18 protein-coding genes and 2 tRNA genes are annotated in these 22,340 nt (G+C 71.6%); 8 read left to right on the top strand and 12 right to left on the bottom strand.

The genetic code is table 11. The features are described 5' to 3' along the window. Window positions 1–20 precede the first annotated feature (20 nt). Together AB0O15_RS40440 and AB0O15_RS40435 are read right to left on the bottom strand one after the other, a co-directional pair. Entirely contained in the window at window positions 21–677 is a 657-nt protein-coding gene (locus AB0O15_RS40440) for a response regulator transcription factor (protein ID WP_364330820.1), read from the bottom strand. Continuing rightward, entirely contained in the window at window positions 665–1,867 is a 1,203-nt protein-coding gene (locus tag AB0O15_RS40435) for a sensor histidine kinase (protein ID WP_364330817.1), read from the bottom strand. The genes AB0O15_RS40440 and AB0O15_RS40435 overlap by 13 nt, the downstream gene beginning before the upstream one ends. 110 nt (window positions 1,868–1,977) lie before the next feature. Between AB0O15_RS40435 and AB0O15_RS40430 the strand changes: the two genes are divergently transcribed. Further along, complete coding sequence (locus AB0O15_RS40430) at window positions 1,978–2,865, top strand: type II CAAX endopeptidase family protein (protein WP_364330814.1); 888 nt, start codon at window positions 1,978–1,980, stop codon at window positions 2,863–2,865. Window positions 2,866–2,925: 60 nt separating this feature from the next. On the opposite strand, the gene AB0O15_RS40425 is transcribed toward AB0O15_RS40430, so the two are convergent. Continuing rightward, the gene (locus AB0O15_RS40425; protein ID WP_364330811.1) at window positions 2,926–3,249 is read right to left on the bottom strand and encodes a YciI family protein; all 324 of its coding nucleotides are present in this window, start codon (window positions 3,247–3,249) and stop codon (window positions 2,926–2,928) included. 449 nt (window positions 3,250–3,698) lie between these two features. On the opposite strand from AB0O15_RS40425, the gene AB0O15_RS40420 reads away from it, so the two are divergent. The 3 genes from AB0O15_RS40420 to AB0O15_RS40410 all read left to right on the top strand — a co-directional run bounded on the left by AB0O15_RS40420 (window position 3,699) and on the right by AB0O15_RS40410 (window position 5,086). Then, window positions 3,699–3,771 (top strand) — tRNA-Glu (locus AB0O15_RS40420). A 10-nt stretch (window positions 3,772–3,781) separates the two neighbouring features. Then, window positions 3,782–3,854 (top strand) — tRNA-Arg (locus AB0O15_RS40415). Window positions 3,855–4,102: 248 nt separating this feature from the next. Then, entirely contained in the window at window positions 4,103–5,086 is a 984-nt protein-coding gene (locus AB0O15_RS40410; RefSeq protein ID WP_364330808.1) for an asparaginase, read from the top strand. 4 nt (window positions 5,087–5,090) lie between these two features. Here the strand turns inward: AB0O15_RS40410 and AB0O15_RS40405 are convergent, their stop codons facing one another. The 5 genes from AB0O15_RS40405 to AB0O15_RS40385 all read right to left on the bottom strand — a co-directional run bounded on the left by AB0O15_RS40405 (window position 5,091) and on the right by AB0O15_RS40385 (window position 13,670). Next, window positions 5,091–5,585: a hypothetical protein gene (locus tag AB0O15_RS40405; protein ID WP_364330805.1), complete on the bottom strand. Its 495-nt coding sequence runs from the start codon at window positions 5,583–5,585 to the stop codon at window positions 5,091–5,093. Next, a complete protein-coding gene (locus AB0O15_RS40400; protein WP_364330802.1) occupies window positions 5,582–8,830 on the bottom strand; it encodes a DUF4157 domain-containing protein in 3,249 nt (1,082 codons plus the stop codon). Before AB0O15_RS40400 ends, AB0O15_RS40405 begins: the two co-directional genes overlap by 4 nt. Before the next feature lie 22 nt (window positions 8,831–8,852). Continuing rightward, the gene (locus AB0O15_RS40395) at window positions 8,853–9,542 is read right to left on the bottom strand and encodes a hypothetical protein (RefSeq protein WP_364330799.1); all 690 of its coding nucleotides are present in this window, start codon (window positions 9,540–9,542) and stop codon (window positions 8,853–8,855) included. Between the two features lie 45 nt (window positions 9,543–9,587). Further along, the gene (locus AB0O15_RS40390) at window positions 9,588–10,238 is read right to left on the bottom strand and encodes a response regulator transcription factor (protein WP_364330796.1); all 651 of its coding nucleotides are present in this window, start codon (window positions 10,236–10,238) and stop codon (window positions 9,588–9,590) included. A gap of 1,992 nt (window positions 10,239–12,230) precedes the next feature. Further along, window positions 12,231–13,670, bottom strand: a complete 1,440-nt coding sequence (locus AB0O15_RS40385) for a histidine kinase (RefSeq protein WP_364330793.1) — start codon at window positions 13,668–13,670, stop codon at window positions 12,231–12,233. 88 nt (window positions 13,671–13,758) lie between these two features. Here AB0O15_RS40385 and AB0O15_RS40380 point away from each other — a divergent pair, with 88 nt between their 5' ends. Both AB0O15_RS40380 and AB0O15_RS40375 read left to right on the top strand, forming a co-directional pair. Beyond that, window positions 13,759–14,643 (top strand): ABC transporter ATP-binding protein, encoded by an 885-nt coding sequence (locus tag AB0O15_RS40380; protein WP_364330791.1) that lies wholly within the window; start codon window positions 13,759–13,761, stop codon window positions 14,641–14,643. Continuing rightward, entirely contained in the window at window positions 14,640–15,380 is a 741-nt protein-coding gene (locus AB0O15_RS40375) for an ABC transporter permease (protein ID WP_364330788.1), read from the top strand. Before AB0O15_RS40380 ends, AB0O15_RS40375 begins: the two co-directional genes overlap by 4 nt. Window positions 15,381–15,550: 170 nt before the next feature. Here AB0O15_RS40375 and AB0O15_RS40370 read toward each other — a convergent pair whose 3' ends face one another. Next, window positions 15,551–15,769 (bottom strand): DUF6210 family protein, encoded by a 219-nt coding sequence (locus AB0O15_RS40370; protein WP_364330786.1) that lies wholly within the window; start codon window positions 15,767–15,769, stop codon window positions 15,551–15,553. 546 nt (window positions 15,770–16,315) lie between these two features. On the opposite strand from AB0O15_RS40370, the gene AB0O15_RS40365 reads away from it, so the two are divergent. Next, entirely contained in the window at window positions 16,316–17,620 is a 1,305-nt protein-coding gene (locus AB0O15_RS40365) for an FAD-dependent monooxygenase (RefSeq protein WP_364330783.1), read from the top strand. A gap of 247 nt (window positions 17,621–17,867) precedes the next feature. On the opposite strand, the gene AB0O15_RS40360 is transcribed toward AB0O15_RS40365, so the two are convergent. The 3 genes from AB0O15_RS40360 to AB0O15_RS40350 are packed head-to-tail and all read right to left on the bottom strand — an operon-like array spanning window position 17,868 to window position 20,446. Beyond that, window positions 17,868–18,491, bottom strand: a complete 624-nt coding sequence (locus AB0O15_RS40360; protein WP_364330780.1) for a hypothetical protein — start codon at window positions 18,489–18,491, stop codon at window positions 17,868–17,870. 10 nt (window positions 18,492–18,501) lie between these two features. Beyond that, complete coding sequence (locus tag AB0O15_RS40355; RefSeq protein ID WP_364330777.1) at window positions 18,502–19,161, bottom strand: response regulator transcription factor; 660 nt, start codon at window positions 19,159–19,161, stop codon at window positions 18,502–18,504. Then, window positions 19,085–20,446, bottom strand: coding sequence for a histidine kinase (locus tag AB0O15_RS40350; RefSeq protein ID WP_364330774.1), 1,362 nt, complete (start codon window positions 20,444–20,446; stop codon window positions 19,085–19,087). The genes AB0O15_RS40355 and AB0O15_RS40350 overlap by 77 nt, the downstream gene beginning before the upstream one ends. A 101-nt stretch (window positions 20,447–20,547) precedes the next feature. Between AB0O15_RS40350 and AB0O15_RS40345 the strand changes: the two genes are divergently transcribed. Beyond that, window positions 20,548–22,329: an ABC transporter ATP-binding protein gene (locus AB0O15_RS40345; protein ID WP_364330771.1), complete on the top strand. Its 1,782-nt coding sequence runs from the start codon at window positions 20,548–20,550 to the stop codon at window positions 22,327–22,329. Window positions 22,330–22,340 lie beyond the last annotated feature (11 nt).

Raw genomic sequence — 22,340 nt, 5'->3', positions numbered from 1 at the left:
CTGTGTCGTCAAACCGCCAGTCAGCGGGCGACCGGGTTGTCCAGGAATCGCAGCACCGCGGTGACCCGGCGGTCGGCCCGATCATCCGGCGCCAGGTCGAGCTTGGCGAAGATGCTCCGGATGTGCTTGTGCACCGCGCCCTCGGTGACGAACAGCCGCTCGGCGATCGCGGTGTTGCCCAGCCCCTCGGCCATCAGCGCCAGCACGTCACGCTCGCGGGGGCTCAGCCGTTCCAGGGTGTCGTCCTGCCGCGGCCGCGCCAGCAACTGGCCGACCACCTCCGGGTCGACCGCCGTCCCGCCCTCGGCCACCCGGTGCAGCGCCGCCAGGAACTCCTCCACCCGGCCGACGCGCTCCTTCAGCATGTAGCCCAGCCGCACCGCTCCCCCGGCCAGGAGCTCAGTGGCAAAAGCCTGTTCCACGTACGCCGAGAGCACCAGCACCGCGAGCCCCGGCTGCCGGCGCCGCGCCTCCACCGCCGCCCGGATGCCCTCGTCGGTGTGCGTCGGCGGCATCCGCACGTCGACGATCGCGACGTCCGGCTGGTGTTGGTCGACCGCCGCCAGGAACGAGGTGGGGTCGTCCGTGGTGGCCACCACGTCCAGCGACTCGGCCCGCAGCAGGGCGGCCAGGCCCTCCCGCAGCAGGGGGTCGTCCTCGGCGATCACGATCCGCACGGCAGCTCCACCAGCATCGTCGTCGGCCCACCGGGTGGGCTGGTCAGGGTCAGTTTCCCGTCGTGCGCCTCGACCCGCCGGCGGATGCCGGTCAGGCCCGAGCCGCCCCGCTCGTCGGCGCCGCCGTGCCCGTCGTCCTCGATCCGCAGGACCAGCCGGTCGCCCGGCCGCCGCACCTCGACCACGGCGTTCGACGCTCCACTGTGCTTACTCACGTTGGTGAGCGCCTCCGCGACGACGTAGTAGGCGGTCGCCTCCACCGACGCCGGGGCCCGGACCCCCGCGTCGATGTCGAGCTTGGTCGGCACGGCGCAGTGGGTGGCCAGGCCGGCCAGCGCGCCGGGCAGCCCGCGGTCGGCGAGCACCGGCGGCAGGATGCCGCGAACCACCGTACGCAACTCGGCCAGCGCCTGCTCGGTCGCCTCCTGGGCCCGGTCAAGGGCCGCCTCGGCCACGGCCGGATCCCGGGTCAGGGCCCGCCGGGCCGCCCCGATCAGCATGTTCACGGCGACCAGGCGGTTCTGGGTGCCGTCGTGCAGCGACCGTTCGATGCGGCGCAGTTCCAGCGCGTGCGCGTCGAGGGCGGCGGCGCGGGTGGCGGTCAGGTGCGCGATGCGTACGGAGGCGTCGCCGTCGGTCCGCCCCAGCAGCCGCCGGCCGGGCCACGCCTGCGCCCAGGCCAGCACCGGGCCGACGAAGATGACCATGAGCACCCAGAACAGCCCGAACAGGAAGACGTAGAAGACGTCCAGCGGCCCGTCCATCCGCCAGAGGGCGAGGCTCGGGCCGCCGTCCTCCGGGTTCAGGACCCAGAACCACAGCGGGAACGTGAGGTCCTGCAGGGCGTACAGCGGCAGGGTGAGCCCGGCCAGCCCGAGAAAGAACCCGGCCGTGGCGTGGATGCCCGTCCAGGCCAGCTCGCGGCGGATCGCGGTGTCGCGTACCCAGGCCCATCGCCCTTGCGGCAGGGGGTCGGGGCCGGCGATCTCGGGGCCCATCCGGGACAGCCGGTCACGCTCACGGTCGGCCGCGAGGCGCATCGCCGGCAGCGCCAGCCGGGGCGCCGGGAGCAGCATGAACAGCGTCCAGAGCAGGGCGGTCAGCGCCAGGACGGCGGTGCCGATGCCGAGGACCAGGTGCTCCAGCGCGTACACGGCGGCCCGGACGCGGCGGGAGACATGCAAGGGCATGGCGGCAATACTGCCGTGCTTCTGGGCGCGCCTCACTCCAGCAGGCTGTACTTTCCCTCGGTAGTCAGCGGGATCGATCGAGATCCGTCCCGTTCCTAGCGTTTGATCCCATGACAAGCCGCCTCGTGCACCGCTTCCCGCTGACCGCCTTCTTCACCCTCGCCTACGGCCTGAGCTGGCTGGCCTGGATCCCGTTCGTGCTCGGCGACAGCGGGCTGAACGTGCTCGACCTGCACATCCCGAGGCTGGGCGGCAGCGCGCAGCTCGTCGGCCTGCTCCCCGGCGCCTACCTGGGCCCGGTCACCGCCGCCTTCATCGTCACCGCCACCGTCTCCGGCCGCGACGGCCTGCGCCACTGGTCCCGCCGGCTGGTCAAATTCAAGGTCAATTGGCGCTGGTACGCCGTGGTGCTGCTCGGCGTGCCCGCAACGATCCTGCTGTCCACCTTCGTGCTGCCCGAGTCGTGGGGCAACGCCCGGATGATCCCCGCCTGGGTGGCCGCCGCGTACCTGCCCATGCTGATCCTCCAGTTCTTCACCACCGCGATGGCCGAGGAGCCCGGCTGGCGCGACTTCGCCCTGCCCCGCCTCCAGGAGAGGTTCGGCGCGGTCGGCGGCACCACCGTGCTCGGCCTGCTCTGGGGCGGCTGGCACCTGCCGCTGTTCTTCAGCGAGTGGGGCGGCTGGCCGAACACGCACTGGCTGAGCCCGATCGAGTTCGTCGCCTGCTGCGTGCCGCTGAGCCTGGTGATGACCTGGGTCTTCAACCGAACCGGCCAGAGCCTGCCGATCGTGATGATCCTGCACGCCGGCATCAACAGCACCTACTCCCTGGTCTGGCACGAGGTCTTCCCCACCCTGGACCCGGTCCGCGACCCGCTGCACACCCAGCTGATCTGCAGCACGGTGCTCGCCCTGATCCTGATCGTGGCCACCCGAGGGAAACTGGGCCTCGACGTCCGCCCCGCTACCGCCGCCGCCGTTCCGGCCCGAGTCTGACCGGTTGCTGCTTGCCCCTCGGCCGAGGCGTTCACCAACGCCTCGGCCGCTTGGCGTCCCTCACAGGAACGGCCGCACCTCGATCTTCCGGTCGCACACCTTCGACGCCTCGGCGGCCAGCTTGAGCGCCACATCCAGATCGGGCGCCTCCCAGACCCAGACGCCGGCGAGATACTCCTTCGACTCCACGAACGGCCCGTCACTGAACACCGCCGACTCGCCCCGATTGTCGATGACCGTGGCCGCGCCGGTGTCCGCGAGCCCACCCGCGAACACCCAGTAGCCCTCGGCGATCAGCCGCTCGTTGAACACCCTGATGGCCGGCTGCCGGTCCGTGCTGCCCGGGTTGTCCTTGTCGTCGATCACCGAAACCAGATACTGCATCTGAAGATCATCTCCTGTGTCGTCGGAACCGTGCCTCGTCCAAGGCTTCATGATCACGGTTCGTGGCCGGCGCCGCCGCTCGTGGACGGCCTCACCCCTGCAACGAACGCCACCGCCCCGATCCGACACCCCCGCCCGGATTCTTTCCGAACTCGGCCAGAATAAGCGGCTTGCCATTCGTTCGGGCCGCGCCTATTCTTTTCCTCAGTCGCCACCACTTTTGACAGGGAGCATTCGATGACACGGGAACGATCCACCCGCTCGCGGCGCGTGACGCTGCGGACCGTGGTCGTTGGCCGTGAAGCCGAGCGACCTGCGCCGGGGCGACGGCGAGGCTGAGACCAGCCTCCCGGCCGCCGCCCTTCCCATTCGGGAACGGCGGCTTTTCCTTTGCCAGTGAAAACCATTTTCCCATCACGGGGAAATGGCGATTCATTGCACCCTTTCATGGGCCGTCGGAGCAGCGGAACGCTCGCCTGACCCTCAATCAGGAGAACACCGGTTCGATCCCGGTACGGCCTACGTATTATCAGCCCTGATGGCGCAGTGGATAGCGCACCTGATTACGGATCAGGGGGTCGCAGGTTCGAATCCTGCTCGGGGCACGCCCTGGTAGCTCAGAAGGAGAGAGCGGCCGAAAACGAAACGGTGTCACGGCGGGAGAGTTGCGGATGCACCGGGACCGGGCCCGTGGTGTAGAAGACCACAGGACAGGGAACCTCAGCCCCCGGCAGGGAAGCGCGTTGCCTCACCGTCGACCAGGGGACGTGGGTTCGAGTCCCACCCAGGGCACTTCGAGTTGCGGGCCTCGTCGGTCCGGGATGGACTTCAAGGACCGACGGAGGAGGGCGCCATGCGGGTTGCGGTGATCGGGCTGGGCGGGACGATCGCGATGACCGGGCCACCCGAGGGCGGCGCCAGGCCGGCGCTGTCGGCCGAGCAGCTCGTCGCCTCGGTTCCCGGGCTCAGCACCCTCGAGCTCGACATTGTCACCGAGAGCCGGCTGCAGGTGCCGGGTGCCTCGGTTTCCATTCCGGATGTGGTGAGCGCGCTCGAAGCGGCCGAACGGCACCTGGACGAAGGGGCCGGCGGGATCGTGATCACGCAGGGCACCGACACCATCGAGGAGACCTCGTACCTGCTGGATCTTCTGCACCGCCGGCCGGAGCCGATCGTCGTGACCGGCGCCATGCGCAATCCCTCGCTGGCCGGCGCGGACGGGCCGGGCAACCTGCTCGCCGCGATCGTCACCGCGGCCGAACCGGAGGCGCGCGAGCTGGGCTGCCTGGTCGTGATGTCGGATGAGATCCACGCGGCGAGCCGGGTACGCAAGACGCACAGCACCAGCGTCTCGGCCTTCGCGTCACCGACCGGCGGACCGCTGGGTTACGTCGCCGAGCGCCGCGCGTACCTGATGAATCGCCCACCGCGACGCCTCACCCTGCCGGCGCCGAGCCGGGAGCCTCGGGTGGTCATCTATCCCGCCTCGCTCGGCGACGACGGCGAACTGCTGCGAGCGCTCACCGAGGGAGAAGGGCTGGATGGGCTGGTGATCGGGGCGTTCGGGATGGGTCACGTGCCGGAGAGCTGGGTGGCGACCCTGGAGGCGACGGCGCAGCGGATCCCGGTGGTGCTCGCCTCGCGGACCGGCTCGGGGCTGACCGGGATCAGCACGTACGCGTTCGCGGGCTCGGAGAGCGACCTGATCAAGCGGCGGCTCATCCCGGCCGGGCGCCTGGACCCGTACAAGTCCCGCCTCCTGCTCCACCTGGCCCTGGCCGCCGGCGTCGACCGCACCGAGCTGGAGAACATCTTCGCGCTGATGGCCACGGCGTAAGTCGTCAGGAGAGGCGTTCAGCGCCCTCGCCACCGAAGATGAGCCGGCCGCCGACCGTGGGTACCACCTCGCGGTCGGCGCCGATCCAGCCGCCGGTCTGATAGTCGGCCAGCTTGTCGCTGACGTAGAGCAGGCCGAACCGGCGGGCGGCGAGCGCCGTCGCGTCCGCCTCGGCCACCTGCGCCGAGAGCCGCCGCAGCGCGTCGACCCCGGCCTGGTCGGGATGGGTGACGACCAGCGCGGCCTCGGGCTCCAGCGCCTCGCACGCCCCCTCGAACGCTCCGACCAGGGCGTCCTCGTCGAAGTCGCGGAAGAAGGTCAGCACCAGCATGCGGTTGGCGACGGCGGACACGACGTACGCCCGGCAGGTCAGGCCGGCCCACCGGCAGACCCCGTCGCCGATGTCGTCCGCTCCCGCGGTGGCCAGCAGGTCGGCGAGTGGCCGGTCGGAGCGGTCCGGCGTCAGGTAGAAGGCGGCGGCCAGCAGCTTGTCGGTCACTCCGCCTTCTCCTTGTCGGTCCTGGGCGGCTGGATCGGGATCGGCTGCGGCTTGACGTCGGCGGTCGGACCGGCCACCTCGATGCCCATGCCCTCCAGCCCGGCGCGGACCTCGGGGGTGACGCCCTTGGTGAACTTGAAGCGCACCTTCGGCGTCGTACCGTCGGGCAGTTTGTTCTGCCCGGCCGACCGGACCATCTCCTCGGCCTGCACCTGGAGGCCTTGGTGGCCCTCCTTGCCGGTCCAGGCGTTGCTCTCGGTGCCGAACGGCTCGGTCGACTTCACGTCGGTCCAGGTGCGGCCGCCGTCCGACACCACGTCCACCTCGACCGCGTCGGGCCGGCCGTCGAGCGAGAACTTCCGGCTCACCCCGGTGACCCCGGACGCCTGCCTGGCCTCGGTGAACTCGTCCCGGATGCCGTCCAGGTTCGATCGTTTGCTGGTCACCTGCTCGGCCGAGGCCTCGAGCCGGCCGTCCAGCATCCGGTTGAGACCTTCGATCTCGCCGTCCAGGGACTTGATCCGGTCGGGCATGCCCGGGATCTTCTCACGGAAAGTCACCATCTCGTCGCGCAGTGCCTGGGCCCGCGCCTTGAGCTCGGGCACCTGGTCGAGCGCGTCGCCACGCGGCGGTTCGGGGGCCGGGTTCTTCGCCTCCCAGTCCTTGATCAGGCGTTCCTCGACCGGGCCTTTGCCGGCGAACCCGTCCAGGATGCGTTCCATCTTGGCGCTGTCACCCTTGAGCGACTTGAACATGGTGTCGAACTGCTCGATCGCGCGCGGGTCGGTGAGCCCGCCGCGGATCCCTTCCAGCTTCGGCGACAGGCCGGCCGGCGCGATCTCGCTCGGGTTGGCCCGCGGCTCGGGCCGGGCGGTCGGCTTGTCCACCACCTTGGGCTTGGCCCGGAAGAAGTTCTTGGCCGACACCACCGTGGCGCCCAGGAACACCAGGCCCATGCCGAGCCGCTCGTTGGCGTCGAAGCGGCTCATCTTGGCGCCGAACGCGCGTTGCCCGACCGTCCCCTCGATGATGAACGGGATGCCGGTCAGGTCGGCGATGCCCAGCCCGACCAGGCCGAGGCCGCGCCAGAAACCGGCGTCCTGGCCCGGGTTGTCGGCGTAGAACTCCTGGAACCGGTTGTAGATGTTCAGCCCGATGCCGAGGGTCAGCATGATCGCCACGGTGACGATCGCGGCGACCGATCCGGCGGTGATGAAGAACCCGACCACCGCGCCGACCGCCCACCCGATGAGCAGGCCGACGCCGACCATGATCAGGCCTTCGAGGATGCCGAGCAGCAGCCCGCCGAGCCAGTCGCCGAAGGTGTCGGCGAACCACTTCTTGGCGCTGTCGTGCAGGTCGGACACCCAGCCGGTGATCGACGACCAGATGCCCCGCTGGATCGGGCTGTTCGCCGCCTGCCCCTTGAGCCCGGTGTACTTGGCGTCCACCCGGCCGGGCGCGCTCGCCAGTTCGGCCCGCGCCTTGGCCAGCAGGCTGTCCTCGCTGACCAGGGCGTCGTCGACCAGCTTGGCGAAGCCTTGCAGCGCCTTGTCGTGCACGGTCTGCAGCCCGCTCCGGAACTCGGCCGCGCCCTGCGCGAGCTTGGTCTCGGCCTCGGCGGCGCCGCGGGTCAGCTGGTCGCGCATCCCGGTGGCCACGGCGGCCATCGCCTGAACCGCGTTGTCCGCGCCGCTCGCGGCCGCTGCGGCGAGTTGCGCTCCCTGGGCCGTGATTTGGGTACGCCGTTCCGAGGCGATCTGCGCGACCTCGTCGAGGACCGGCTGCTCGGCGCCCTCGAAGCCGGCCGCCTCGGCCACCGCGGCCGCCTTCTCCCTGGTCAGCGTGGCGGCGGCGTGCTCGCCGAGGGTACGCAGAGCGGTCGCCGCCTCGGCCGCGGTGTGATCGACCCGCGCCATCGCGGTCTGCACGAACCCGGCGATCGCCTGCTCGGCCGCCGGCCGCGACCCGGCCAGCGTGGTCAGGTAGTCGCGCAGCATCGGGTCGTAGTTGGTGGCGACGTGATGCGCGGCCTCCTGCCGGACCATGGTGGCCACCTTGGCGCCGGTCTGCCGAACCTGGTCGGCCGCCCGCTCGGCGATCCGGCCGGCCGCCTTGACCTGCGCCTCGGCCGACGGCGGCTCACCGGTGCCGCCCGCGCCGCGCCCCTCGGCCAGGATCGCGACCGCCCGTTCCTCGCTGCCCGCGACGGCTCGGGCCGCCTCGGCCTCGGCCGCCGCCATCGCCTGGGTCTTGAGGCCGTCGACGTGCGCGATCGCGTCGAGCTGGGCCTTGTCGTAGTTCGCCGCCAGCCGTTGCCGCTCGGTCTCGGCGGCGGTGGTGATCGCGGCGCGCTGCTGGTCGGCGGCCGCGGCGACGGAGGCGAGACCGGTGGCGACGCTCGCGGCCACCGCCTGGATCTGCTCGTCGTAGGCGGCGGCCAGGTCGGCCCCGAGGCTGGTCGGCGCGGCCACCTGCTCGACGACCTCGGCGGGTGGCGCTGTCAGGACCGGCGCCGGCGCCTTTTCCACCGCCGGGACCGGTTTCGCCACGGTCGCCACCACCGGCCCGGGCCGGGGCGCCCCCTCCGGGATGCGCGGCTCGACCCTCGGCGCCGGCGGCAGCACCTGCTCGTCGGGCTTCTCCCCGGCCACCGGCGAGGTCGGCGCCACGATCGGGCCGGCCGGTGCGGGTGGCGCGGCCGCCGCGGTCGCGGCCACGGCCTCCTCGCCCGCGTACGCCTCCCGCTCCAGCGGGTCGGTCGGCGCCGACACCGCCGCGTCCCGGTGCTGCGGCCCGGCGGCGACCCGGCCCTCGTCGTGCTGGACCACGTGGATCAGCTCGTGGCCCAGCTTGCGGTCGCCGTCCGGGGTGCCCGGGGCGTACTGCCCGGACCGGAAGTAGACGTGGCTGCCGACGGTGAACGCGTCCGCGCCGACCGACCGGGCGGCGGTGTCGTCGGCGTTGCTGTCGTGCACGCGGACGTGGCCCAGCGGATGGTCGAGCGCCTGCTCGAACGCGGCCCGCGGCGCCTCGGGCAGCGGCGCGCCGCCACCGCCCCGCAGCAGCGCCATCAGCGACTCGCCGTCGTCGCCGTCCCCGTCCCCGGCCCGGCGCATCAGCGCGGCGACGGCCCGGTTGCCCGCCCCGAGCAGGTTCGGCGCGATGGCCTTGGGAGAACGGCTCGGCGGGTCGGCGGCCGGCGTCTGCTCGACGGCGTGATCGCGCGTGCCGCCGTTCTCCATGACCATCACGCTAGGCGTGCTGTCAACGCTCCTCGGGAGCGTCCTCCTTCTGCTCGGCCTTCTCCTCGGCCGCCTCGATGACCTCGGGCTTCTCGGCCGGCGCCTCCTCGACCTGCGGCTCGTCCACCCACAGGGCCCGCAGCTGGGCCTGCATGAACGACATCAGCCGGGCCCGGTACTCGCGGTCGAAGGTTTCGAGGGCCTCGATCTGCTGCTGCAGGGCCTCCCGCTTGGCGCTGAGCCCGCCGACGAAGTCGTCGTACCGCTGCTGCGCCCGCGCCCCGAGCTGCTGGGCCTCGCCGCGCGCGTCGCTGGTGATCGCGGTGGCCTTGGTCCGCGCCTCCTGGACGATCCGCTCGGCCTGCCGGCGCGCGTCGTCCACGGTCTTCTGCGCGTCCAGGTTGGCCGCGTCGGTCGCCGTCCGCGCCTCGGCCGTCGCCTTCTCGGCGTCCCGGCGCACCTTGTCGGCGTGCTCCTGGGCCTCCCGGCCGACCTTCTCGGCGGCCTGCTGCGCCGCCTCCCGGATCTTGGCGGCGTCCCGGTTGGCGTCGGCGACGTGCTGCTCGGCGGTGCGCTGCGCCATGGTCAGCACCTGGAGCGCCTGGTTCGGTTTCACCCCCGCCGAGACCACCGGGTGCTCCGAGGTCTTGCCGTCCGCGGACACCGCCGCCAGCAGGCGCTTCACGCGTTCGTCGATCAGGTTCTCACTCACCGCTGCATCTCCCGAGGGTCGTCCGTCCCCCATCACAACGACGCTCTAGGGAACAAGACCCGCCTCGTACGCCAAGACGGCCGCCTGCACCCGGTTCTTCAGTTCCAGGCGGGTCAGAGCGTTGCTCACGTACGCCTTGACGGTGCCCTCGACGAGGAACATCCGCGCCGCGATCTCGGCGTTGGACAGGCCGGCCCCGATCAGCCCGAGCACTTCCCGCTCCCGCGGCGACAGCAGGGTGACCCGTTCCCGGGCCACCTTCTGCCGGGCGGCCGGGCCGCCGCTGAGCCGCTGGATCACCCGGTGCGCGATCCGCGGGGACAGGAAGGCGGCCCCTTGCTCGGCGGCCCGGATCGCGGCCATCAACTCGTACGGATCACCGGACTTGAGCAGAAACCCGCTGGCCCCGCCGTCCAGCGCGGCGGTGATGTACTCGTCCTCGGAGAAGGTCGTCAGCATCACCACCGACACGTCCGGCGCGACCTGCCGCAGCTCGGCCGCGGCCCCCAGCCCGTCGAGCCGGGGCATCCGAATATCCAGCAGCGCGACATCGGGCCGGTGCGCGCGGCACAACTCGACCGCCTCGTGCCCGTCGCCCGCCTCGGCGATCACCTCGATGTCGCCGGTCTTGTCGAGGATCGCGCGGACCCCCGCCCGGACCATCGCCTCATCGTCGGCCAGCAGCACGCGAATCATCTGTGGAAACCCGTAATCCCGTATCGACAAGTCATCTGCCAGTGGAGTAACGTCCATCACCAGGACCGGCGTCTTCCCCCGTGGACGCCGGTCCTTTTACGTCCCGGCCCGCCCGTTCCGCCCGCCAAGGTAGGCCAGCCGCACCAGCACCCATGACGCTGACGCCGGCACAAGGCCGCCGCCAGTAACCACGACACTCAGAGTGGTCGCCCCGGCGTCGATCCGCACATCCACCCCCATGGCCGCCGCGTGCACGTCGCGCCCCCGAGCCGAGCGCGACGCTACCGCTGCTCCGGCCGCCATGACCAATCACCAGTTCTCCCGCGGGCGACGGGCTTCCCCCACCCTCCCAGCGTGGCGACGCAACGATTCCGAACCCCCGTCACCGCCTCGACCATCTTCGTTCCTCAACGTCAAACCCTGCTGAGGTACGCCCGACCCAACCCGCCGTGACACACACGCCGGGCCGTCGCTGGTCACCCTCCCTGCCCCACCGCCGGGTTGTCCCGCGTGGCCAGACCCCCGCCGGTCACCCTCCCGCCCCGCCACGGGTCACCCCCACCCAGCCGAGCCATGGCCGCCACGCTCCGGTGGCAGTCCCGTGTATGCGCCATGGTGGTCACCCCGTCACCTGCACATGGTGGTCACTCCGGCGCCTGCACATGGCCGAGACAACAACGGTTCCTGCGAGTCCTGGGCGGCTGCGCCCATCCTGCCGGCGGCATGGCGACAATGGACGGCAGTGGAACCTTCGCAAGGCGAGCTGGAACTCCTCCGTGTCCCCGATCGTGAACGGGCAGAGCGTTGTCACGCTGCTCTCGAAGGACAATTTGTCCTCGGTGCACCAGAGCTCAGATTGCCAGGCGGCCGGCGACCGGGTGAATGACTAGACAGCCTTCCGAGTGAAGGCCCGGCCCATCCGCGCCAGCCGGCCTGCCCTGGTGCCCGCCCTCGCTGGACGCCGGCCCTCGCACTGGCGCCCGCCCTCGCTGAATGCCGGCCCTCGCACCGGCGCCCGCCCTCGCTGAATCCCCGCCCTCGCACTGGTCATGGGCTGAGCCGGGTTGCCAGGCGCCCGGGCTGCCCCTCACCCTCGCTGCCGCCCCTCGTCCTGGCCGCCCCGCACCGGTGGTAGGCCCTGACGGCGTCCGGGCGGGCGACACCGTGCTGCCCCACCACCGCCCGTGACAGTGGCAGGCCCCGACCGCATCCAGGGCCGTAATCCCGTACTGCTCCAGCGCCGCTCGTGACAGCGGTAGGCCCTGACGGCATCCAGCACCGTAAAGCCGTGCTACCCCACCACCGCCCGTGACAGCGGTAGGCCCTGACGGCATTTGGGGCCGCGATGCCGTGTTGCTCTACCGCTGGTCGTGACGGTGGTAGAGCAACACGGCACACCGACCGCGGCCCCTCTACTGCGCCGCTTGGCGGGGAGAGCGAGCGGCGCCAGGGAGGGCGAGCGGGCACGTGGGGTGCCTGGTGCGCCTGAAGCTCCACCCATGACCAGCGCGAGCGATACACCAGACCTCCACCCGGAAGCCCTCTCGGGGCGGGAGTGGATGCGCGGCGGATCACTGTGGCCTGGCTCGGGCGGTTCCGGGGTTTGACGTGTGGCGGCCGCCGCGGCTGGTTCGGGCCGGTGGTTCAAGGCATCCCGCTCGACCGGGGTGGGGGTGGGGACGGCTATTTGGCGACCACCTGATGACGACGGCCAGCGATGGCCGGCTCGGGGACCTGGTCGCACGGGCGCGGGATCTCGCCGGGCTCGATGCGACCGTCGCACGGCAGGTGGCGCGGCTCGGGCTGGGCGGGATCCGGGAATCGGCGCGCAGCGCCGGCGGGTTACCACTCACACAGAATGAAGGGTTCGCGGCTCCGTTCTGGACGCGCCAGCGGCCAGGAGCCGTGGGCCCGGCCTCGGCGGGAGCGACGGTCGGCACCACCCACCCAGCCACGACATCAGGCTCTTGATCTTCATTCTTACTGGCCCGCTTACTGGCCCGGGATGGTCAGGCGGTCCATGTAGGACACGCGGCCGGCGGTGAAGCAGATGCGGTAGGCGGGTGAGCGGGCCGTCGCGTGAACGCGGTAGACGCGGCACTCGTCGGCGGCCGGCGGGTCGGGTGGTGTGGCGGCGGGGCGGTCGCGGGACGGGGAGTAGGCGGGCAGCAGGGATTCGGCGGAGGCGGCGTCCTGGCCGACGCGGAGGTGGGCGTAGTCGTCGGCGGGCAGGACGTTGCGGCTGCCCGTGATGGCCTCGTAGCCGACCGTCACCAGCAGGAGGACGGCGGCCGCGACGGCGGGGACCACCAGGACGTCGAGCGCGCTCCGGCGGACCCGTCGCTTCGCCCGCGCCAGCTCGATGCGGGCGTCGGGCTGGGCCGGCGCCGCACCGGGGATCAGCGGCAGCCGGGCCGTCACCTCGAAACCGCCTTCCGCCACGGGGCCCGCGGTCAGGCGTCCGCCGGCCATGCGGACCCGCTCGTCGAGGCCGACCAGCCCGAAGCCGCCGGGGGTGATCGCGGCCGGTGACGATGTCCGGACGGTCACGACCGCCGTCGTCTCGTCGGTCGACAGCAGGACGGTCACCGGTGAGCCGGGCGCGTGCTTGGCCGCGTTGGTGAGACCCTCCTGCACGACACGGTAGGCCGCGCGGTCGCTCATCGGTGGCAGGCCGGTCAGCTCGCCTTCCACGGTGATCGTCAGGCCGGAGGCGCGGGCCCGTTCGACGACGCCGGTCACGGAGGTGTTGGTCAGCGGGCCGTCCTCGCGCAGCACGCCGATGATCTCGTGCAGGCGTTCGGTGGTGCGGGACGCCGACTCGCGCAGTTCGCCGGCCGCCTTCCGGGCCGTGTCGTCCAGGGTGGGATCGACCTGGAGGGCGGCCGCCCGCAGGGCGAGCAGGCTGAGCTCGTGACCCAGCGAGTCGTGCATGTCGCCGGCGATGCGGGCGCGTTCGACCAGGCGGGTCAGCTCCTGCTCGCGTTCGAGGCGTTCGGCGAGCTGCCAGCCGTCGCGGACCAGCTCGTCGTGGCGCCGCACCAGCCGGCCGACCAGCCAGGGCAGCATGACCGTGGTCAGCGCGGTGGCGGCGTCGGGCAGCGCGTCGAGCACCGCCGCGGCCACGAGCAGGACGGCCAGGAAGATCAGCCCGGCTCGCAGGCGCGCCGTGTTGCGGCCGAGCAGCAGCGCCAGGGCAACCTGCGGCACCATCAGCGCGTCGGAGAACAGGCCGCCGGTCGTGGCCAGCGCCAGCACCACCGGGACGGCGGCGGCCGGGACCGGCCAGCGGTGACTCGCCGCGACCACGGGCGCCAGCAGCACCACGATGATCGCCTTCTGCCACCACGGCAGCGGGTCGTCGGAGATGAACAGGACCGCGCTCATGGTCAGCCAGAGAAGCAGGTCTGACCAGTTCCACCAGCGGGGCATGGACCACACAGTACGACGACGAAAGTCGTGTCGACACCCGACGAAAGACAGTAAACAGAGGGCCGTGAAGGCGGCTAACTTTCCGGCCATGATTAGCCTTCGCGGACTGACCAAACGGTTCGGCGCCACGACCGCGGTCGACGACCTGACCCTGGAGATCACGCCCGGGCTGGTGACCGGGTTCCTCGGCCCGAACGGCGCCGGCAAGTCCACCACCATGCGCATGATCCTGGGGCTGGACGCGCCCACCGCCGGGGTCGCGCTGGTCGACGGGCGCCGCTATGTCGAGCTGGAACATCCACTGCGGACCGTCGGCGCCCTGCTCGACGCGAAGGCGGTGCACCCCAACCGCAGCGGCCGCGACCACCTGCGGGCGATGGCGTGCAGCCAGGACCTCCCGTACTCGCGGGTCGAGGAGGTTCTGGAGATGACCGGCATGAGCGACGCCGCCCGGCGGCGGGCCGGCACCTACTCGCTGGGCATGAGCCAGCGGCTGGGCATCGCCGGGGCGCTGCTCGGCGACCCGCGCGTGCTGATGCTCGACGAGCCGGTGAACGGCCTCGACCCCGACGGGGTGCGCTGGATCCGCACGCTGCTCCGCACACTGGCCGCCGAGGGTCGAACCATCTTCGTCTCGTCACACCTGATGAGCGAGATGGAGCTGACCGCCGACCGCCTGGTCGTGATCGGCCGGGGCCGCCTGATCGCCGACGAGCCGATGGCGAACCTGCTGACCGGCGGCGGCACGGTCGTCTCGGGCCCCGCTCTGCAGCCGCTGGCGTCGGCCTACCCGGCCGCGCAGTGGTCCGGCCCCGGCGAACTCACCATCCCCGGCACGACCCCGGAAGAGGTCGGCCGGCAGGCGCACGAGAAAGGCCTGCTGTTGTACGGCCTGAAACCGGTCGAGTCGTCCCTGGAGGAGTCCTACATGCGGTTGACCGCCGACAGCACCGAGTTCGGGGTCCGCGCATGAGCGCCGTCCGGGCCGAGTGGGTGAAGCTGCGCACGGTCCGCTCCACCTGGTGGTTCACCGGCGGCGCCCTGGTCACGATGGTCCTGGTGGCGGCGTCCAACGCGGACAGCGACCGTGGCGCGCTGCGGGCCTCAGGCGCGCCACACGGCTCGGTGGATGCGGCGTCCGAGGCGATCACCGCCGCGGGCTGGCTGCTGGTCATCTGCGGCGCGCTGGGCCTGCTGGTGGCGACCAGCGAGTACGCCACCCGCAGCGTCATGGTCACGCTGGCCTGCGTCCCGAGCCGCAGCCGCCTGATGCTGGCCAAGACGGCGGTGGTCCTGCTCGCGGTCTTCGCCGCCGGCACGGTCATCGCCGCGATCGGCGTCGCGTCCAGCGCTCCCCTGCTACGCGAGTTCGCCGATGTCGACGCCGCGCAGTTGACCGGCCAGATCATCGCGATCGGCGCCCAGCTGGCCCTGACCGCGGTGCTGTCACTGGGTCTGGGCGTCCTGGTCCGCCGCACGGCCGGCGCCCTGACCATCCTGTTCGTCCTGCTCTTCATCGTGCCCGAACTGCTGGGCCTGCTCGCCGACGTCCTTCACGCCGACGTCTTCAACACGGTCGCCGACTACCTGCCCAACACGGCCGGCGACCGCTTCATGCACGGCGAGGTCCTGTGGGGTCTGGTCGGCGTGGGCTGGGCGGCGGCCGCGGTGCTCGGCGCCATCTGGGCGCTGAGAAAGCGAGACGCCTAGCGGTGGCGGTCAGCAAACGAGAGGCTCGGGGACCGTGCTCAGGCGTCATCCAAGCCGGGTCGAAAGAACGAGACCCTTTTGGATACGCCCGACGTAAACCCGGCGTGGCGCACACGCCGGGTCCGTCGCCGGTCACCCTCCCTGCCCCACCGCCGGGTCGTCCCGGGTGGTCAATCACAGTTCGTGAACACGAGCACCCCGCGCCGTTCCCCCACGACAACCGGGATCCACGCCTCCGTCAGCTCATCAAGCCGTTCCCGGTCGAGCGCGACAGCCGCGAGAACCTCACCGCGACCACTCGCATCGGTAGTCGCATGCTGAGGCGCACTCCCGTTCAACGCGTCCAGCTCGGCGGCGCCGGCATCCAAACGTTCAGGAGCGACGGACACCCAGGCGACGTAACGAAGCGGATCCGGTTCGGTGCCATCAGATCGGCCGAAGCGCCGTCGCCATCGCGGCCATGTCGACCTCGCCGCCGGTCAGCCACAGCCGTGGCTCGACGGCACGACGGCACGACGGCACGACGGCACGACGACCGTGTCAGGGAACTGTGGAAAGTCGAGATCAAGCCGGAAACTCAGCCGTCGGGGTGGCGTGGATCGGGGCCTGCGATGCCGGCGGCGGTCGGGGGTTTGCCCCGCGGGACAACCCGGTGGTGGGGCAGGGAGGGTGACCGGCGACGGCCCGGCGTGGGCGCCACGGTGCGGTGGTCGTCCGTACCTCTGCTTGATTTTGCGAAGCCGCAGGCAGCGGATCGATTGATCCATGGCTATCGTTGGGACGGCTAAGAAACCTTCATGTTTGCGGGGCGGGGAATGTCGGCAGCGGACCGGTTCAGGGTGATCACCTCGGCTGTGCGGCCGACGGGGCAGCGCGTTCAGTTTGCGCGGGCGATTGTGCTCGGCGGGAGTGTTGCGGGGCTGATGGCGGCGCGGGTGCTCAGTGATCACGCCGACGAGGTGTTGATCATTGAGCGGGATGATCTGGCCGCGCTGGATGTGTCCGATGCTGACATCGCGCGTGATCCGGCGGCGGCGGTGAGCCCGCGGCCGGGTGTGCCGCAGGGCAGCCAGGTGCACGCGCTGCTGCCGTCGGGGCAGATTCAGCTCGAGCGGTGGTTTCCGGGCTTCGTCGACGCGGCGCTGGCGGCCGGGGCGGTCAATCCGCCGCCGGACGCGGGACGCTTCTACATCGACGGTGAGCTGCGGCTCGACCCGCCGACCGGACAGGGCATGATCGGCATCATCTCGAGCCGGCCGTTCCTCGAGGCGCTGCTGCGACACCGGGTGCTCGCCCTGCCGAACGTCCGCACGCTGCACGGCCGGGTCGACGGCCTGACGATTGTGGACGGCGCGGTGACCGGGGTGCGCTACGCGCCGGCCGGGTCGGACGAGGTGGTCGAGGAGCCGGCCGGGTTCGTGGCCGACGCGACGGGCCGCTCCAGCCGGCTCGGTGACTGGATCGAGGGGTACGGGTTCCCGCGCCCGCCGATGCAGCGGATGAACATCAAGCTCAACTACGCGACCGCGTTCTTCCGCCGCCCGGCCGACGCCAAGGTGTGGACGACGATCTCGATCGCCAACCCCGGGCCCGGCAAGGTCGCGCGGATCGCCGGCTTCACCCCGGTCGAAGGCGACCGCTGGACGATGTTGGTGGCCGGTTACAACGACGACCGCCCCAGCCGCGACCCGGACGACTACCAGCGCCGCTGCACCAACGACTTCCCGTCCGAGTTCGGCGACGTCGCCACCACCGCCGAACGCACCAGCGACGTGGTCACCTACCACCAGGCCGACAGCCGCCGCCGCGACTACCACCGCCTCGACCGGTTCCCGGCCCGCCTGATCGCCACCGGCGACGCCGTCGCGTCGTTCAACCCGGTCTACGGCCAGGGCATGACCTCGGCCATGATGCACGCCAGCTGCCTGTCGGAGTACCTGCGCGGCAACCCCGACCTCGCCAAGCCGGCGCTGTCCTACTTCGCCGACGTCCGAGTGGTCGTGGACGCCGCCTGGCAGGTGTCAACACTGTCCGACCTGGCCCTGCCCCACGTCGACGGCCCCTACCCACGTGGCTACAAGTTCATCCAATGGGCAAGCGGCCTGGTCTTCAAAGCCTCAACCCGCGACCGTACGGTCAACCACACCGTCGGCCGTGTCACGACAATGTTGGCGCATCCGACCGAACTCTCCCGTCCGGCCATTATCTTCCGGGCGCTGGCTGCCACCGCCCGCGGGTAGAGGCCGCGTCCAGCGCGCCGACCGTCGCCTGCCGCGGGCCCACGGTCGGCGCGCGGTAGCGATCCCGCAGCCATTTCGACCTGCGCCTCCGGACCCCGCCTGCCGTTGGCCGATCGCCGCGCCGATTCCCGGTCCTGCGGCCATCTCGCCCCGCGCGTCGCGTTGGTCCCGCGCCGAACCACAGGCTGCGCGCCGGTCTCCCCCGGCGCTGCTCGGTTTGCGTCCGAAGACCGGGGTCTAGTCGCCTCTAGTCGTCGTCGGATCCCTCGGATTTCTTGCTGTCTTCCTTGCTGTTCTCGGATTTCTTGTCGTCCTTGCCGGACTTGCCGGAGCCACCGGAGTTTCCCGAACCGCTGTGGTCATCGCCCGGCGCGTCGTCGCCACCGCTGCCCTTGTGGCCGCCACCCGAGGTCTTGGTCGTCGTCGGCTTGCTGGTCGGCGAGCCTTTGCCCTTGTTCGGCGACGTCCTCCGACCGCCGGACGCCGACCGGACCGGCGTCGGCCGATGGGACGGTCCCGTCGACGCCACCGCCTTCGGCTTGATCAGCGGCACCGGATCGGCGAGCCCGGGCGACGTCGGCGTGAGCGTCCGGGTGGGTGCCACGGGCTGCGCGGGCAGCTCGACGTCGGCCGGCGGCGTGTACCAGAGCGGCGACGCCCCGTCAGCCCGCGGACTGCCGCTGGCCGCGGTCATGATGCTCCAGCCGCCGGCGGCGATCGCTCCGGCGGCCAGCACCGCGGCGATCGCCACCCCGAGCACCCCGCGCGCCGCCCGGCCCCGGCGACGCCGGTCGCGCGTGTTCAGCGGGCCGGTGTCGAGCAACACCGGCCGGTTGCGCGCGTCGGGCGACGCGAGTCGGACATTCTCCACAGTCCGATCTTCAACCTTCGTCGCCGAACGCGCCATTGTCCGTTGGTCCTAGTACCTCGGACTGACGCTGCGCCCACAGCGCGGCCTGGGTGCGGTCGGTGACCCCCAGCTGCTGATAGACGCTGGTCAGGTGGGCTTTGACGGTCCGCTCGCTGATGCCCAGCCTGCGCGCGATGGACTTGTTGGGCAGCCCCTGACCGACCAGCCGCAGCACCTCCTGCTCCCGGTCGGTCAACGTCAATGCCTTGCGAGGCGCCCGGCGACTGGTGAGCAGCACCCGGGCCGCCTTCGGGTCGAGCGGCGAGCCGCCGGCCACCACCTCGCGGATACCGGACAGGATCGTCTCGGGTTCGGCGTGTTTCAGCAGGTAACCCTCGGCGCCGGCCTGGAGCGCGTCGAGGATCCGCTGCTGGTCGCTGAACGAGGTTAGGACGAGCACGTGAGCGTCGGGGTTGGCGGTGACGATCACGCCGATCGCCTGGACGCCGTCTGTCTTCGGCATGGAGAGATCCATCAGCACCACGTCGGGGTTGAGTGACGCGGCGAGCGTGATGGCCTCTTCGCCGTTGGCCGCCTCCCCTGCCAACCGGATGTCATCGGTCGTCTCCAGAAGCTGCACCAACCCCCGCCGGACGACCGCGTGATCGTCGACGATCAGCACCCGGATCATGGACCGGCACCTCCGCTTCCACCCTGGTCCCGGCCGCCGGGGCGGACCGGATCACCAGTCTGCCGCCCGCGCCGGAGATCAGGTCGCTCAACGCACGCAACCCGAAATGTCCGCCTTCGGCCCGTTCGGCGACCAGGTCGCCGTCGAACCCTCGTCCGTCATCATCTATCACGAGCCGGACCATTCCTCCTTCTTCGGTGACCTTGATGTCGACCTGCGAGGCCCCGCTGTGTGCGGTGACGTTGCGCAGGGCTTCCTGGGCCGTACGGAAGAGCAGCCCCGCCGTGACCGGCGTGAGGTGCTCGGTGTCCGCGACGTCGAGGGTGACGTTGACCCCGGTGCGTTCGAGGCCGACCGCCAGCTCGGCGAGTGCCGATCCGAGGCCTTCCTCGTCGAGATTCGGTGGGTAGATGTCGACCAGCAGCGACCGGAGCTGGCCGATGCCCGTACGCAGATCGGACGCCGCCTGGCTGATCACCTCGGCCCGCTGGGTCTCGTCCGGTCTGCCGAGCCGGGCCGCGTCGAGTGCGTAGGTGATGCCGGTGAGCTGCTGCACCACCCCGTCATGCAGCTCGCCCGCGATCCGGCGGCGCTCCGCGTCGGAGGCGTCGACCGCGTGGCGCAGCAGCCGTTCGCGCTCGGCGCGCTGACGCTGCACCCGCCGGGCCAGCGACCAGGCCAGCGGGATCTGCACGAGCTGGAGGGCGACCAGGGCACCCAGGGCGATCGGGGCGAACTTGTGCCACGCCGCCTGGCCGGCCTGGTCGACCGCGTCGTACCGGAAGTAGACCTCGAAGAGCAGGGGCTGGCCGGTGGGCGCGCGCACCCCGACGTACACCTCGAGGAGTTTGCCGTAGCGGACCTCGAACCGGTTCTCGGGCCGGGACAGGTCGCTCACCTCGGAGTCGATCCGCTGCTCGCGCAGCGCTTCCAGCTCTTCCTCCTCGAGCTCCCACCTGGTGCCGTCGAGGCCGGGCTGGTCGGAATAGATGATCTTGCCGGACTCGTCCCACAGCTTCACCCGGACCAGCGAGCCGGCCAGCACGTATTGATGCATGGCCCGGTCGAACGCGGCTCGCGCGGCCGGGTCGCCGTCGATCACCGCCTGGTCCAGGCGCGGCTCGACCACGCCCTTGGCGGTCACGAAGGCGACCTCGCTGGCCGAGTCGGTGGCCTGCTCGATGCCGGCCTGCCGCGCGGCGACGGCGAGCAGCGCCGCCAGCCCGGCCAGCACGGCCACGCCGACCGCGGTGAACCGGGCGACGAGCCCGACGGTTGAGGTCATGGTTCGAAGATAGGGAGCAATTCGCGATTCCGCGTCAGACCACGGTCATAGGACCAAAGGGCAATAGCGGCCGCGACCACGTTCGCCCCAAAGTGGTCGGCATGCCAGCACCGCTCGCCATCTCCGTCGCCAGGCCCGCCGTCCGGGCCGAGGCGCTGCCGTTGGCGGCCGGGGCCGGGCTGAACGTGCTCCAGGTGGGGGTCACGCTGGCCCGCCCCTGGCCGCTCGCCTTCGCGATCGATCACGTGATCGCCGCGGAACACCCGCGTCCGCTCCTCCTCGTCCTCGCCGCGGTCGCCACGATCGTCCTGAGCGGGGTGGCCGGCCTGATCGACATGGCCGGCGTGATGACGGTCGAGCGGGCCGCCGAGCGGATCGGCGCCCGGATGCGTACGCAGGTCTTCGACCACGCGGTCACGCGTTCCCTGCGCTGGCACGACCGGTTGCGCAGTGGCGAGCTGCTGTCCCGGCTCACCACCGACGTGGGGCGGATGCTGGACGCCGTCGTGGCGCTGGCCGAGACGCTCGTGCCCGACCTGGTCATGCTGGTCGCGGTGCTGGTCATCCTGGTGCTCTTCGACCCGGGTCTCGCCCTGGTGGGGCTGGCGGTGCTGCCGGTGCTGGCGGTGCTCGCCGTGCGACAGCGACGCAAGGTGCGGACGCAGCAGGCGGAGGCCCGGGCCCAGTCGGGCAGGCTGGCGGCCACTACGACAGATCTGCTTCGCAACGTACGAGCGGTGCAGGCGTTCGGCCGCACCGACCGCGCCTCCCGATCGTTCAACGCCCGCAACCGTGCCCTGCTCGACGCCGAGCTGCGCGCCATCGACACCGCCGCCCGGTGGACGCCGCTGGCCGACGTGGTGCTCGCCGTCGGCGCCGGCCTGGTCCTGCTGGTCGGCGGCCGCGAGGTGCTGGCCGGCCGGCTGAGCACCGGCGAGCTGCTGGTCGTGGTGGCATACCTCAAAGACCTCTACTCCCCGGTGCGCGCCCTGACCCGGCTGTCCACCACTCTGGCCAAGGCCGGGGCGAGCGCGGCCCGGGTGGCCGAGGTGCTCGACAGCACCGAGGCCGTGCCCGAAACTCCCGGCGCCGGCCCCGCGCCCCTGCTCCGTCACGAGGTCCGCTTCGACCACGTGGGCTTCGGCTACGACCGCGAGCAGCCCGTCCTGCACGACTTCAACCTGCGGGTCGGCGCCGGCGAGACGGTCGCGCTGATCGGGCCGAGCGGCGCCGGCAAGAGCACGGTCCTTCACCTGCTGCTCCGGCTCTACGACGTGGAGGCCGGCGCGGTGCTGGTCGACAACGTGGACGTCCGCGAGATCCGGCAGCTGAGCCTGCGCGAGCGCATCGCGTTCGTGCCGCAGGACCCGTGGCTGCTGGACGGCACGCTGGCCGAGAACATCGCGTTCGGGTCGGCCACCGCCACGCGCGCCGACGTGCTCGCCGCCGGCCGCGCCGCGCTGGTGGACGAGTTCGCGCAGACGTTGCCATTCGGCTACGACACCCCTTTGGGCGAAGGCGGGGTACGCCTGTCCGGCGGTCAACGCCGCCGGGTGGCGATCGCCCGCGCCGCCGTCTCCAACGCGCCCCTGGTCCTGCTGGACGAGCCGACCGCGTCGCTCGACCCGGCGTCCGCCGCGGAGATCATGCGGGCCATCCGCTACGCGACCGCCGAACGCACCGTGCTCCTCGTCACCCACGATCTCGACCTGGCGGCCATCGCCGACCGGGTCGTCACCCTCGGCCGTTCCGCTTCGCCGGAAGGAGGTGATCCTCATGGCCGGTCGTCGCATCCAGTCGCCGCTGCAGCACCGCGGGCGCGGTGGACGCAAGCACACCCGCACCCGGACGCGCACGCGCACCCGTACGCGGGGCTGAGCTAGCGCTTTCAACC

Source organism: Actinoplanes sp. NPDC089786 (assembly GCF_040684855.1).
Taxonomy (GTDB): domain Bacteria; phylum Actinomycetota; class Actinomycetes; order Mycobacteriales; family Micromonosporaceae; genus Actinoplanes.
This window is presented reverse-complemented; position numbering and strand designations above follow the sequence as displayed.